Origin of the sequence: Parasedimentitalea psychrophila (assembly GCF_030285785.1) — a bacterium.
Taxonomy (GTDB): Bacteria; Pseudomonadota; Alphaproteobacteria; order Rhodobacterales; family Rhodobacteraceae; genus Parasedimentitalea; species Parasedimentitalea psychrophila.
Genome location: NZ_CP127247.1, coordinates 3,833,313 through 3,846,872 on the forward strand (window position 1 = coordinate 3,833,313; position 13,560 = coordinate 3,846,872).

Here is a 13,560-nt window from a genome sequence, read left to right on the forward strand (position 1 = left end):
TCCATGCAACATGCTATCACGGTATTTTTTACTATCTTTACAACTCTATGCAGCTTGCCTGGATACTGCGCTGAAGGAGATGAGGCTTGGTGGCAATACCGTCAGCTTCATCCGTATCTGCATCAGGACATTGCTGTTTCACATAATGCAGACATGGATGAAACCTACGTGATTTTCACGGAGCCGCCCGCAAGCGTGTTACAAAATGCAGATGCAATTGCGCTGCGCGTTTTCGGCCAAACGCTCCTAAGCGTAGCGGTTCAGAAGCACCCAATAGGCTTTGACGGTTGGGCAAAGGATCTGCTGTTCACCTTAGCCTCTCCGAGCGAGCCAGTTCTCGTGTCGCAGATTAGCGCCTTGGCACGCGAAGCCTATGGGACGGATTACAAGGCGTCATTCGCCGTCTTTGAGCCAAAGCCCTGGCGCGGCGATCTCCGCTATGTGCCCTCCAGTTCCGTTTCAAACCTTCAGGTGTCACAAACCTCTCTACATAAGTGGCTCTTTGGTGAAACTGCGCGCTTTGTCGCTGCTGGCGTCAATTCCGGTAGCCACGGTGAGCCGATGCCGATTGATGCGCATCTGGAGCCTGGCCGGGTTGGATTGCTCTATTCGCAGGAGCCCGGGCTGGTTCTACTGGTGCTGGATACGACCGTTGATCTGAATGCGGCCAAAACAGATTTGCGTGCCTTCACTTTGGATAGCGACGTGATCCTTGGGGCCGCGCATCTGAAACAAAGCAACCGGCTGGTGCTCGTTGGGCGTGAGCGCCAGGCCAGCCTGAGCGAAGCACGCCCTCTGCGCTTGGACATGATCCTCGCACTGGCAGCGGTCGAAAGCGCTGATCTGGGACAAAGCTACGAACGCAATTTGCCCTTTGCCGGCAAGGTCAGCTCGCACGATCTGGAGGCAACGCTGGAGCCGCCAGGCATAAAAAATCAGTTCGCTTCGCTGATTTTCGGGGAAATCGGCGTCGATTGGGCACCAATTCTACTGAGCCGCGAGTTGACCCACACCGAGTTCGGTCATCTCCTGAATATCGCGGATCAGCTGCTGAAATCCTGGTCGCTATCCGGCTCAATCGACTACGGCAATTTCATCTACACTCAACCACTTCAGTTCCCCACTGTCACAGGTGTGATGCGATTGCTTTCTGACCAGCTCGGACGAGAGGTTACGTCACTCACTTTTAACTGGAACACGGCTGGTTTTGGGTCTTGGGTGACGTTCGCCGAGGTTGATATCTTTGCCGTCAATCGAACCGGGTCGCTGCCTGTCTCCTATCTGCCAGACTTTGGTTCTGACGGTGGACGGGAGACTGAAAACGATGCATTGCGGTCTGCTGAAGACAGATATTGGGCGTTCTTCGCTGGGCTTTCCAATCCGCATTTGGTCCGCGTAGCGCAGTATACAGCTCTGCACCAGATATTTCTGGACGCGGAGATCAAGGCACAGCGGGTGTCACCAATCCCCGGCAAGCCCAACTACAAACAGCGATGGTCCGGACTCGCGGATGAATTCGCTGCCGCAATGAACCGCTTGACTCAAAGGTCAGAAACGCAGGCCACAGAATTTCCGCCGACAGCGTGTGAAGAAGATCCACAAAGCACATTTGAATTCTTAGCTGAAGACCACGATCAACTCATCGAGCTCTGGACTGGTTCGGGAAATGTTGTCAGCGCGGTCATGGATCGCACGACGTTTGTCGCAGACCGGTTGGCAGAGCTGCAACGGTCCGAGGCCAAGTACAACATGCAGGTCGACGAGGTGAATGACGAGATTGATTCCTACAACACTGACGCGGAGCGCTGCCAGATTTCTGGTGGCCACTCACAGGAGCGGAGTTGCGCCGCAGCGAAGTTTGTGATGCGGGAGGCGAGGATTGACATGCTTAGCAAGTCCATCGATGGACTTGAGGCACAACTAAATGATTGGCAGTCCAAACTGGAAAACGTTCTTGAGCGCGCAGATGCGCTGACATCAGTTGGTGGTTTCAATTATCTTGTCACCGCAGCTGGAAATTGCACTATAGCAATAGAGGCCGTAATTGCTGGGAATGCCGACATTCAGGGGGCGGTCTACAAGACGCCTTCCATAGTTGTGTCGCGATCCGATGATGGCTGGCGATCAGTGGGTGGACACAACGTTGACGGTCGCACCCTTAAACTCGTTCCCGACCGGTCAATCTCTCCGGGAAAGTTCAGCCTGGACGCCGAAACCGGCACGTTGAAACTATCGCCTAGGGATATCGGTTTGGCCCCACAGGCCGCGCGGGTATTTGAGCGGCAGCGCCTGACTTATAAGTTCGGGACGAGCGCAGACAAGCGACGCATTGAGCGCGAGTTGGAAAGCGTTTTGCGGCAGCCCTGGCGCGAGGCGGTGCCCATGACTGCTTCCGCGCTTGCGCGCTCGCCAGAACCCGTTGGGTACGGGCGTGGCCTTCGCAGGCACTTGAACAAGAATCGCGTTTTTGCGACCGAACCCACACGAGCGCTCAAAAAAGCTGAAGCAAGATCCTACGAGGATTATTTGGCCGAATATAACGCGCAGATTGTAGCTGAGCGCGTAGACGGTCGCTACCTGATCTACGTTGCCGGGACGAGGCCGCCGGTTGTCCACCAATCTGGCACACTAATCGCCTATAGGGCGCAGCTACAACGCCTGATGACGGAGGTCGCACAGACGCAAAACGGTCGAGACAGTGTGGCTGTGGTTACCCGAAATGGGCTTTCCGAGGCGGATGCGCTGAACTTCACGCGTAGCTTTGAGGCGCAACAAATTGTCGCCGAGGCGGCTTCTGGAGGAGGCGGGATCAAGCCACCCAACTCAGGGAGTCGATTTGGTTATTTCTTCTCTGGCGGGCGCGGCTCGGGGAGCGGTGGCGAGGGGCGTCGATTTGGCCGCGAACCATTGCGGATATTTGGCGATTTTTTTCGGAGCCAAAAGACGCTGCGCCGTAAGGACCTCGACTGGCGCAGAGCAGTGGTGACAGAGCTGCGCCCGGCCGGTATTAAGCGCGACGGTCTGCTGAATTCCAAAACAGCTACAATCCGTATTGAGATGCCCACCGAAAAGCAGACAACAGTCGTAGCCGAGTTGAATGCCACTTTTACCGGCCGTACCGCAACCGAGAGTGATTTAGCAAAGATGTCTGAGGTGGCCCGGCGAAATCTTGATCAGGCAGCGTTGGAAAAGGGCGCTGCGACCGACCCTGATCCCATTTTGGGAGAGATATTGTTGCGTATCCGAAACGACTATCGCGAAGAGCTTCGAGGCAATCCATATCTGTGGAAGCGTCTCTTAGACCCTGAGTATCTGACGGACGTGCATATTGTGCGCCTGCGGATTCTTTCGCAAGACAGACACTTTGTACGGTGACATCGAAATGCCCTTCAATCCCGTAGAACCCATTGTTTACTTTGATCAGGTTGCTCTTCTGATCGGGCTTCCCTTGACCAAAGCCGCATTTCTGGAGGACATCGCGGCTAAAAGTGGCGGGGCGCGTCGCGGCGACTATGCTATGGGAGCTCTACGGCGGCTGCCGGATCGTAGTGCGGCAGAAGTTTGGGAGGTGGCGGCTAGCACGCACGCAAAGCTAACGCAGGATCTCGTGGATATGGCGCGAGAGCTAAATTTGCCGGAGAAGCAGGTTCGGCACGAGGCAACTCTGCAAGATTTGACTGAAGTGACTGAAAGCGGTGCGCGGCTGATTCTGATTCTGGCGCATTGGCGCGATTTTGAGCTTTTCGACGATGATCTCACAGATGCTGCCCGGAAGAACCTTGTAGCGTATCGCGCCGCACCTGCCCCGGCGGCGCGTGATCCAGGGCTACATGCTGTATTACACTCTCGCGACTTCGAACGGTCGCACAATGCAATCCGCAGCATGGGCACCTGGCTCAACGAGGATTATCTGGAATGTGCGCCTATCCATGAGCGCGCCGATCGACGCTTCTTCTTGGAAGAAATTGCGGGCGAGAACGTTTTCCCTGGCTACGCGCTGGAACTTCGCGACGGCATGCATTTCGCAGAAGAATGCGCCAAGTCAATTGCAAGCGATTGGGCGGGAATTCTTGACCTAGCAGTGTGCAATTCGGCGGAGCTTGCCGAAGTTCTCAAAGCTGAACAAGATTGCCGACAAGTCATTACCAATGAGCGCCTTAAACATCCCGCCCGAGCGATTCGTGAGTTGCAGTGGCTGTTGGTGCAACTGAAGGTGGGTCCGCAGAATTACAGAGATCTGCGTTTGCGCGCGCACATAATCTTCTCAAAAGACACTCTGGAGGCAGCACCATGTTATCCGTGAATTCACTGGAATCCATTCTCAGTCAAGAACTCGATAGCGTCAGGGCTGATGCTGGTGCGCTTGGCGGCGGTGGCGGTCGGCGGTCTGAAATTGTAGAATCGGGTGCTGCCCAAGCAAAGTTGTGGCTGAACATCGCCGCGGGGCTGATGATCGTCATCTTTCTTCTAATGATGGCTTTGGTGATCATCTTCCGCGGTGAAGGCGTGTTCACGCTTTCGGCGATTACGGTCCTTTCCGGAGTAACATTGGCCGGCACGATCCAGCGGATCATTCATATTGCCCGAACTCTACAGGATTTCCAGATGTTCGAGCAACTCACGAGGGATTTGCCAGCGGCAGAACGGGCGAGCTTGGCCCGAAGTCTGGTTGAGGCCCGCAAGATGCAGACTGCTTAGGAAAGATTTATTGGAGGTTCAATTATGTCACTAGAACGCGTTTTAATCGGTCTATTGGTCTTAGCCGTCGCCGGGCTGGGTCTATTTGAACTGAATGCGAGCACGAGTATCGAAACACTACGAACAGAGATAGCTCAGCTTCAATCGATGCAATCAGATCAAGCTGAGGTTCTGGATGCGGCAAACATCGGTATCGCTGAAGGTGGGGCGCAGCGCGCAGCGATAGAGCAGAGCATTACCGCGCTAGGTAGCACCGCGACCCCGCAAGAAGTCGCTGAAGCCATTCTGGCCGAGGACGGAGACGCATTTATGGTCGAGCTGTCGAATCTTCTGGCTGAGCGCTATGATGATCGCGCACTTTTCAATCCGCCTCTGATTGCTGCCGTCGCCGAGGCAGTTGTTGATCAGTTCGGAGATGACCTGCGACCCTCAGCGGCCAGTGCCGTCGAGATCGCAGCTGCCCTTGAGATTAGTCCCACCTTCGCGTCATTGGTAGCGGACTATGCCGCGGGACAAGCATCGGGCGAATAGGGGAAAAGAGTCATGTCTGCCAAAGATAAGTTCCTAGACGTGCTGGCGGAAAAAGCAGCGCTGCGATTCCTGGCTTTGATTCGCAGCCGCTATCTGCGGGGTTTCCTCGTCGGTATATCTGCTGCCTCTTGCGTTTGGCTCTTCATCTATGTGGCGGACGGAAAACCCCTTCGACAGATTTCAGTTTCGTTCTTCCCATTCGTTATAAGCCATATAGAAGCTAGAGAGTTCATTGATAGGATTGCGATACTGGAAGTCGATCTAGAACGTCTAGATATAATAAAGGAATCTCTCGAAGAGGAAAATCGGAAGTTGGACAAATTTTCACAACAATATTATAGAAATTGGGAATTTTGCTCTGACACTCAGACCGCCAAGGAAACCAATAATATTTTAATCTTGAGGAATACTAGGGAGAATTGCATTTCGAGCAACAGGCAAAACGAATTCAGAATTCAACAAAAATACACGATAATTCATTTTCAGATAAAGGAAAAATGCTTGGAGCCTGAGTTGGAAAGTGATTCAGCTTGCCAATTCATTCTGACTCGCCTTGAATTTCTGGACCATCCTTAATTTTTCCGACACGTTTGGCGTAGTAAGGTGAACCTTTGAATCGACGATGAGCATGGCTTGTTATGTCTGCTAGTCAGCATCTCGTGCTGGTCAGAATCACTCATATAGCCTGACGACTCAATTTTGATTCCAGTTTTGGTGAGTGAAGTTTTCGTCGACGGATTTTCCGGGTTTCGCCTGTAGGATTTGGCTTCTGCCCATTTGTGTTCGATGTGATTGAGATCGGGGCTGTGGGCGGGGGGATATCCGTTTATTGAATGCAGCACATGCCACATTCCCTGCATTTCGGCGATATGCTCCTTGGCGCTCGAATGTCCGGTATGACGGGCTGCACCGCAGAAATCTTTTCGATCAACGAGTGTCAGCAATGGTGAAGCATCTGTGTTGATGGTCAAGCCAATTTGTGGGTCCATTCCCTATTTTCCGCGATCAGCGTGTTTGCGATGTCAATCCCGGACGAACAAGGGGCCATAACCCGGTTTAAAACGGGGCCATTTGGTTGATTTTGGTGCGCAGCCTGGTGCGTGAGCTTTCCAAGTAGCTGACGCGCCAGGGTGTGTTGGCCGCAGGCTAACTTTTCGCAGTGTCGGTGTTTTAGGGATTACGGTTTGGTGATTTTGCTCTGGCGCAACCGGTAGCTTTCGCCGTTCATCTCCAGGATATGGACGTGGTGGGTGAGACGGTCGAGAATGGCACCCGTGAGACGTTCCGCACCGAAGACCTCGGTCCATTCATCGAATGGCATGTGTGGATGGCTCCTGCATAGCAAGACATTTTTGATCGGATTGTGCATTTGTCAGAAGCAGTCATGTGTCCGGCCTGTTTGCGCGGTTTTGACCGCTGGCCCTGAAGGGTTCCGCAAACCAAGTCCCTATCAGCTTTGCGGGCTATAATGCCCGAGCCATTCGGCGGGGTGTCTTGGTTTTGGCGGCAGACTCATGCACCATCATCCCGCGGGTCTTGCTAACTCGTTGTTCTTCCTCCCTTAGGCAGTGTGCGGTGTATAAGGTTCGTTGCTGGTCAAAGCTGCCCAGACGGTCCTTGCCGTTTTATTGGCCATAGCGACAGTTGCGACGCGCGCTGGTTTGCGTTCCAGCAGCGATGCCAGTCATTTACTGGCGCGCTCCGGGTGTGACTTGGTCTGTCGGACGAGCGACGTCATGCCAACGACCAGCAATGATCGTAAGTATTGATCACCCATTTTTGTAATGCGCCCGAGCTTCTCTTTGCCGCCGCTGGATTTGTTCGCGGGCGTCAGACCCAACCATGCTGCAAACTCGCGGCCATTACGGAACTGATGACCATCACCAATGCTGGCGATGATTGCCGAGGCCGTCACAACGCCGACGCCTGGTATGGTGCGCAACAAACGGACCCGCGCATCTTCCTTGGCGACCAGCTTGAGCCGATCTTCATACCAGCGGATCCGTGCACGCAATGCCATCAGATGCTCGCAAAGATTATGGATCACTTCATTGGCAACCTCGGGCAGGTCCAGCAGTTCGCCTGCAAAAATGCCCTCCGCAAATCCGATGACCCGCGCGAGGCCCTTCGCGATGTAAACGCTAAACTCCGCGACCATACCACGCAAGCCATTGATCAGCTGCGTGCGTTGGCGGATATGGCGCATTGCGACGCCGGTTGGAGCAGGAGCCATCCACCCCTTCAGATTTTATGTGATGATGATGGAACCACGTTCGTATATCGGTCATGCCGGTTCCTGCCTCATCAGGCTCATGTAACTGGCAGGATCCGTTGTCTCGACCTTCGCTCTGGGAAGGTAGGGGTAAATCTCCAGATTAAGCCGTGGTGGGCGTTTCTCGATACGGCACAGAACCAGATGCTTGACCGCATCATAGCCCATAGCCCCGAGTTCCAGCGACTGCCTGATGGCGCCATGAACATGGCCCATCTCGAAGCTTTCCAGCAGGCGCAGTACCTGGACGTATTCGCGCTTTCCCTTCTTTCCCATCCGCGCTTCCAGCAGTCGATGCAAGATGGCAAGCTCCTCCGGCAGGTCCCAGCCTTGCAGCGGGGCCGCCTGATCAAGCGCGCCAACCTTCTGTTCCAACAGCGGTAGGAAGTACATCGGATCGAAGACCATATCTGCCTTCTGGTAGGATCGCTGATGGCGGGCGATCACGCCAGCGCTGCAGCCGATGACGACCTCATGGACATATCGTCCACAATTCTTATCGTCTGGTTATCGTAGGGCAGTCCATGCGCAAAACCCAAGCCGAAAGCATTGACGAAAACGACCTCAACTGACACCTATGAACCGCTGCTCAGCACAGACCCTCAATGGGTGGCCACATGCCCCGGAATACGCATTCAGATCAAGGTCTACAGTTCACCAGCATCGATTGGGCGTTGTTTCTCAAGCACCACAATCTTGAACACAGCATGAGCTGCCGTGGAAATTGCCATGATAACGCTGTCGCGGAAAGTTTCTTCAACCTGCTCAAACGCGAACGCATTCGTCGCAGGACATACAAAACCAGAGAGGACGCAAGGCACGACGTGTTCGACTACATCGAGATATTCTATAATCCCAGGCGCAAACACGCTAGGAACGGGATGCTGCGCCAGCAAACTTTGAAAGAAAACAAGCCCTGAATCTGCAAGGCATCTAGGAAACTCGGGGCTATTCACTTTGACGGATGCGTCCGGTTCAGTGCACAAGGGTCTCGTTCGCTCAAATCCCCAAAAGTCTACCTTGCTAACTGGGTGGACTTACGGTTTTGTAAAACCCTAGGGCAGAATTTTGACCGCCCAAGCTGATCTCAGATCTGGTACGTTTGGCGAATACTCTAGCAAAAGAGCCTTTAGATTGACTGCAACGAGCTCGAAAAACTATAGAGTTGGAGTTGTGGGGCACCGCTACCTAGGCGGGATTGAAGCCTCAAACTACGTATGGTTTTGCTGTTTTAAGCTGCTGTCAGAATTTCAACGTAAGCACCCTGGTCTCGTAGCGGTATCGGCTTCGTCACAGGGGGCCGACACAATTTTCGCAGATGTGGCACTAAGTTTGGAAATAAAATTAGACATAATTACACCATTCAAAGAATTTGCTAGCGATTTTCAAACAGAATTGGGTTTGAAAAAAATGGAGGTACTTCATGAGCGATCCTCAAACTCGGTGTGCGCCAACTTTTCGAAGCGGAGTGTGTCTGCGTATAAGAAGAGTATGGAGTTGGTAGTGATTAGGTCGCATAGCTTAATTGGTGTCTGGGACAGTCAATCCAATGGATCACCCGGTGGTACTGCGCAAGCGATTAACGTGGCGAAAACAATGGGGTTACCTATTTTTCACATCAACCCCCGAGAGCGCAGCCTAAGCATTATTGGTCCACTGAAATCATACGGAATGAAAGAAAAAAGAATAGAGTTAAACACGGTCGGGAGCTTTGTCTGAGATGCGAATGGAAAAGGGCCTAAGCCAAAGTTCTATCATCATGCTTATCGCGATGCTGTTAGCTGTTATGATCGCCGTCATTTACGGCGTACAGTATTTTATTGACCCCGAAATTAGTATCACTAGCGAGGGGCTGGGCGACAGAAAGATTGAGTATGAAATCTCCAAACTTGTGGCGGAAATTAGCCGTATTCGAAGCGATACGGCAGGGAGCTTATTTTGGTTAAAACTGATTGCGCTTTTTGTCACTGTTGGAGGTGCAGTTGGGGGGTATCTAATCGGGCAAAGCTACACTACGGACAAAAAACTAAGCTTTGAACACCGAAAAGACGTAGACGCGGCATATCAATCGATTGTGCACGAGTTATCAGCAGATTCTCAGATACTTAGGGCTGCGGCTGCGGTGAAACTTGGCGCCATTCTCAAGTCTTTTCCGGTTGAGTGGGACGTTGGCTCGAAGAGACGGCGACAGATCATTCAATTGACGAAACAGATTTTTGCTGCAGCCCTATCCATTGAGGCCGATCAAAAAGTTCGCAAGACAATTACGATCAATATAGCACTTGATGCGTCTGACGAAAATGAGAATTTGTCAGATTTGCGCGAATTGGATCTGTCTGGCGCATGTGGTAGTGATGCTTATTGGGCTCGGTGCGACTTTTTTGAAACTGATTTCTTTCAAGCTGACTTAGGTGCGACCTCATTCAGAAGATCTTCGCTGGAATACGCGCAATTCCGGGAAGCTGACTTGCAAGGTGCCGTTTTTGATGAATCGAAATGTGTAGAGACGAACTTCACCTCGTCAGATTTGCGTAGGGCGACCTTCGTCGATGCAGTTCTTGACGGCGCAAACTTCGACCAGGCCAAGGTCTTTGGAGTTGAAGTTAGGCGTGCAAAATCAATCAAAAACCTGAAGGGCCATCTAGTGGACTGCTCCGCTGAAGGAGATGGGAGCATACTAGTTCCAATCGAGAAGTGGATCGAGGGCAGCGAAGCCTAAATTCGAACATATTGCTACGCAGTTGCGACTGAGTTTACTGATTGGTTTAAATCGTGATTAGTCCAAAATAGACGCCTGAGCAAAAGGGCTTTGTCGCCGCACCTGGTCACTCGAAGGTTCTTCCTGGATGACCTGTCGATAGGCAAAGCGGACCTTTGTGTAGACCGCAGCATCACGCAGAAAGGGCTCTAAGCATGCGTAATTGGGCCCCCTCTGTTTTGAGGTCGAGCTCCCGATAAGATCACAAGGTGGCTTGTGAACAAGGGAGATAGAATATGGAATATTTTGCCGGATTAGACGTATCGCCACGATACTGTGCGCTGTGCATTGTTGATAGTAGGGGAACGACGCTATTCGAGCGCGAACTGTCTTGTGAGATCAAGGATATTGCTGAGTGCCTCGCCGACTTCCCGCATCCGATTGAACGGATTGGCTTTGAAGCGGGCACCATGAGCCAGCACCTGTACTTCGGTTTGAAAGCCGAAGGCTTTGATGTGGTCTGCATGGAAGCGCGTCAGGTCAACGCGGCACTGTCAGCGATGCGCAACAAGACTGATAAAAACGATGCCCGTGGTATCGCTCAAGTGCTGCGTACCGGTTGGTTTAGCCCAGTTCATATGAAGAGCCGAGAGGCCCATGGTGTCCGTGCCTTGCTCAGAACGCGTAAGGCATTGCTGAAGAAGATAATGAATTTGGCCAATGAAGTGCGCGGGTTATTGAAGATATTTGGCATTCGCCTGCCCAAAACCGTGAAGCACGGCAGTTTCGATGGCGTCGTTCGGCCGATGATCGAAATGGACGATGTTCTGGCGCATGCTTTGGTTCCGCTCTTGGACGCACGTGTGGTTTTGTTTCAGCACTTTCTGGAACTGGATCGGCGTGTCAAACGCGCCGCCAGCCATGATGAGGTTTGCATGCGAATGATGACGGTTCCGGGTGTCGGACCGATAGCATCGCTGACCTTCAAGGCCGCAGTCTATGCCCCCTCGCGCTTCAAACGGTCACGGACTGTTGGCGCGCAGTTTGGCCTGACGCCGAGACGATACCAGTCGGGTGAACACGACAATCCTGGCCGTATATCAAAGGCTGGCGACAGCGATGTCCGGGCAACTTTGTACGCTGCCGCCAACGCTTTGCTCATGCGAACGATGGCCGGGTCTCAGATCAAATCGTGGGGCATGCGGCTGATGCGCACAAAAGGCCGCCGTCGCGCCGTTGTTGCGGTCGCCCGTAAACTCGCCGTCTTGCTGCACAGGATGTGGACCGATGGCACGGAATTCCGTCAGGACCAGGTGGGAGACACAGCATGATCTAAAACGCTACCCACCCAATCCTGACGGGGTCGTCCCTCACCGGACGAGGTTTGTGGAAGAAGCCGAAAATGGCTGATGCGCAACCTGAAGCGCGTCTCAAAGCAAGGCTCTCCACTGCCGATCCGACATATGCGTGCAGCGGTGCCAACACGGCATCAACCGGACTGCGGAGAGAAGCGTGACCCGGATGAGTGACAATGACCCAAAAGAAAGAAGGAAAATGAGCTTGACCCAAATACCCAATTAGAGAAGCGGACCTCTGCCGCACAGAGCACCAAGGTCGGCGATGGTGAAGGATTTTCGATGCGGGCCAGGGTGCAAGGTTTCGGCGCGGACTGACTGTGGCCCGTGTTGGAAATCCTCCCAAGGTGGAAGCCGCGTTGGCTTGGCGGTTCCAATGGGGAAGGCGTGAAGTGAGTCACCCGGTGCGTGTATTGGCAGAGATAGGCCAGCACTGCCTCTGGCCCGCGGAAGGGTGGTTTGCCCCGGATGCCTCCCGGGTCAATGCCAGCCCCCACCAACAGCTTCTATAAGAGCCCTGCCAATGCGCAGGGTCTTTCTTCGGCGAGCAGCTTGCCATCTTGCGTAAGTGCATATATTACGTAAAGTATATACTTCACGTATAAATGGATATTTGCGTTATGGACTTCAGATCCCCAACTGCCAGCGCACAGGCGCGAAGAAAAACTATCAAGCGATTTACTGAACACCTGCCAAACAAAGACGTCGAAATCGGCGTGGCCGCCTTGGAAAAACTATTCGAAGAACTGGGCGACCCGGTTGAAGGCTTTCCTGACTGGCACCCAATACGCACAGCCCCGGGGCGGAATCACAATGGCCGCGTCAAATTCTTCGACGAGATCGACACCTACAGCGGCAAGGATCACACCATTCTGTTCGTCAAAGGCTTCGTGACGTGTCCGTTCAATGAAGCAACCTCCGACGCTCTTGTGGAAGCCGCCGACCAATTTAACGGGCTGTCCGCCGAACGCCTTTACGAACCACTGTGGAGCGAAGGCACATTCCCAGTGAAGGTGACCGCCATCGAAATCGAGTTGGAAGGCGATGGCACTATCCCACTGCGTCAGGTCATGCGCTGGCACTTTGAAGGTCTGGCAAAGTCAGGGAGATTTTCAGACGTTGCCGAAACATGGTGGAACATGCGTTCGGAACTCATGGGGCGGCCCCACGGGTCGCGGTCATCTCTGTTCGTGAACCAGAACACAGGTGGCCACATTCGCAAGACGCTGGAAGCCGCGAACGACAGCGGCATGTTCGGACCTGTCAGGGAATGGTCGCTAGACATGCTGTCGGAGCGTAAACAGGATCAAATCCGCAACACCATGTTCGAGGCGGCGATCAAGGCATCGGGAGGCAAATCAGGTACGTTCAAATTCCAGTTGGTCGGGCAATCCTGTCAGGCGAAAATTCGCGACGTGGACGGTGACGGCAGCTTTATAACGGTCGCGGTTTCTATGAACCGTGTGGACAGACCCGACGGCAGTTTTCAAACTGACCTTATGGTCGACGGCGTCTATAAGCCCGAAAACCATGAGTATCCGTCGAGTGGAACGCCGCTTGGGAAACTGGCATTCGCTAAGATGGTTTTAGGCGACTGACCGACGCCCACACAGGAACGGTGATCACAAGCGAACATTTACGTTTTCGGCCAAACTATTTGACGAGCTTTTTTTGGGAGACGTTCCCAGATGAGCCTGACTGGAGTCTGATCAAATAACACAATCAAAATGGGTGTTGAGATTGGAGCCCCACCGTGTGGTGGCGTGATCTCAGCGACGTGTCCAACCGGCCAGCGCGGGAATGTGTTTGGCGACCAACCCGCGCGGGCCTTCCACCTCAACTCCTGATGAGAGGAACTAAGATGCTTCCTAATAACCTGCGAGACCTAAAAGAGTCACGCGGCAAGAATATTGCCGAAATGAATACCATCCATGGCAAGGCCGATGGGGATAGTCGCGACCTGTCGGGCGAAGAACGTGTTTTTCTCCCCTCAATATGACCGTGTC

Annotated in this window: 10 protein-coding genes and 4 pseudogenes; 10 read left to right on the forward strand and 4 right to left on the reverse strand. The window is 53.2% G+C overall.

Annotated elements, in window-relative coordinates:
* Positions 1–3 precede the first annotated feature (3 nt).
* From QPJ95_RS18590 to QPJ95_RS18610, 5 genes are read left to right on the forward strand one after another with little or no spacing between them, the layout of a single operon-like run.
* On the forward strand, positions 4–3,375 hold the full coding sequence (locus QPJ95_RS18590) for a hypothetical protein (RefSeq protein WP_270920782.1): 3,372 nt from the start codon (positions 4–6) through the stop codon (positions 3,373–3,375).
* Entirely contained in the window at positions 3,365–4,303 is a 939-nt protein-coding gene (locus tag QPJ95_RS18595; protein ID WP_270920781.1) for a hypothetical protein, read from the forward strand. The genes QPJ95_RS18590 and QPJ95_RS18595 overlap by 11 nt, the downstream gene beginning before the upstream one ends.
* Positions 4,291–4,698: a hypothetical protein gene (locus QPJ95_RS18600; protein WP_270920780.1), complete on the forward strand. Its 408-nt coding sequence runs from the start codon at positions 4,291–4,293 to the stop codon at positions 4,696–4,698. Before QPJ95_RS18595 ends, QPJ95_RS18600 begins: the two co-directional genes overlap by 13 nt.
* Before the next feature lie 24 nt (positions 4,699–4,722).
* Positions 4,723–5,229 carry a hypothetical protein gene (locus tag QPJ95_RS18605; RefSeq protein WP_270920779.1) on the forward strand — a complete coding sequence of 169 codons (507 nt, stop codon included), beginning with the start codon at positions 4,723–4,725 and terminating at the stop codon, positions 5,227–5,229.
* A 12-nt stretch (positions 5,230–5,241) separates the two neighbouring features.
* Complete coding sequence (locus QPJ95_RS18610; protein ID WP_270920778.1) at positions 5,242–5,805, forward strand: hypothetical protein; 564 nt, start codon at positions 5,242–5,244, stop codon at positions 5,803–5,805.
* Here QPJ95_RS18610 and QPJ95_RS18615 read toward each other — a convergent pair.
* From QPJ95_RS18615 to QPJ95_RS18630, 4 genes and pseudogenes are all read right to left on the reverse strand, one after another.
* Positions 5,802–6,218 (reverse strand): hypothetical protein, encoded by a 417-nt coding sequence (locus QPJ95_RS18615; RefSeq protein WP_270920777.1) that lies wholly within the window; start codon positions 6,216–6,218, stop codon positions 5,802–5,804. The genes QPJ95_RS18610 and QPJ95_RS18615 overlap by 4 nt on opposite strands.
* Positions 6,219–6,406: 188 nt before the next feature.
* Positions 6,407–6,553, reverse strand: a pseudogene (locus tag QPJ95_RS18620) (ATP-binding protein); the annotation flags it as partial.
* Positions 6,554–6,790: 237 nt separating this feature from the next.
* A pseudogene (locus QPJ95_RS18625) lies at positions 6,791–7,426 on the reverse strand (IS110 family transposase); the annotation flags it as partial.
* A gap of 87 nt (positions 7,427–7,513) precedes the next feature.
* Positions 7,514–7,984: pseudogene (locus QPJ95_RS18630) on the reverse strand (IS21 family transposase); the annotation flags it as partial.
* Positions 7,985–8,133: 149 nt separating this feature from the next.
* On the opposite strand from QPJ95_RS18630, the pseudogene QPJ95_RS18635 reads away from it, so the two are divergent.
* The 5 genes and pseudogenes from QPJ95_RS18635 to QPJ95_RS18655 all read left to right on the forward strand — a co-directional run.
* Positions 8,134–8,438: pseudogene (locus QPJ95_RS18635) on the forward strand (IS3 family transposase); the annotation flags it as partial.
* Between the two features lie 131 nt (positions 8,439–8,569).
* On the forward strand, positions 8,570–9,220 hold the full coding sequence (locus QPJ95_RS18640; protein WP_270920775.1) for an LOG family protein: 651 nt from the start codon (positions 8,570–8,572) through the stop codon (positions 9,218–9,220).
* Between the two features lie 7 nt (positions 9,221–9,227).
* Positions 9,228–10,220 carry a pentapeptide repeat-containing protein gene (locus QPJ95_RS18645; protein ID WP_270920774.1) on the forward strand — a complete coding sequence of 331 codons (993 nt, stop codon included), beginning with the start codon at positions 9,228–9,230 and terminating at the stop codon, positions 10,218–10,220.
* 275 nt (positions 10,221–10,495) lie between these two features.
* Complete coding sequence (locus QPJ95_RS18650; RefSeq protein ID WP_270920773.1) at positions 10,496–11,530, forward strand: IS110 family RNA-guided transposase; 1,035 nt, start codon at positions 10,496–10,498, stop codon at positions 11,528–11,530.
* Positions 11,531–12,174: 644 nt separating this feature from the next.
* Entirely contained in the window at positions 12,175–13,152 is a 978-nt protein-coding gene (locus QPJ95_RS18655; protein ID WP_270920772.1) for a hypothetical protein, read from the forward strand.
* The last annotated feature ends 408 nt before the right edge of the window (positions 13,153–13,560 follow it).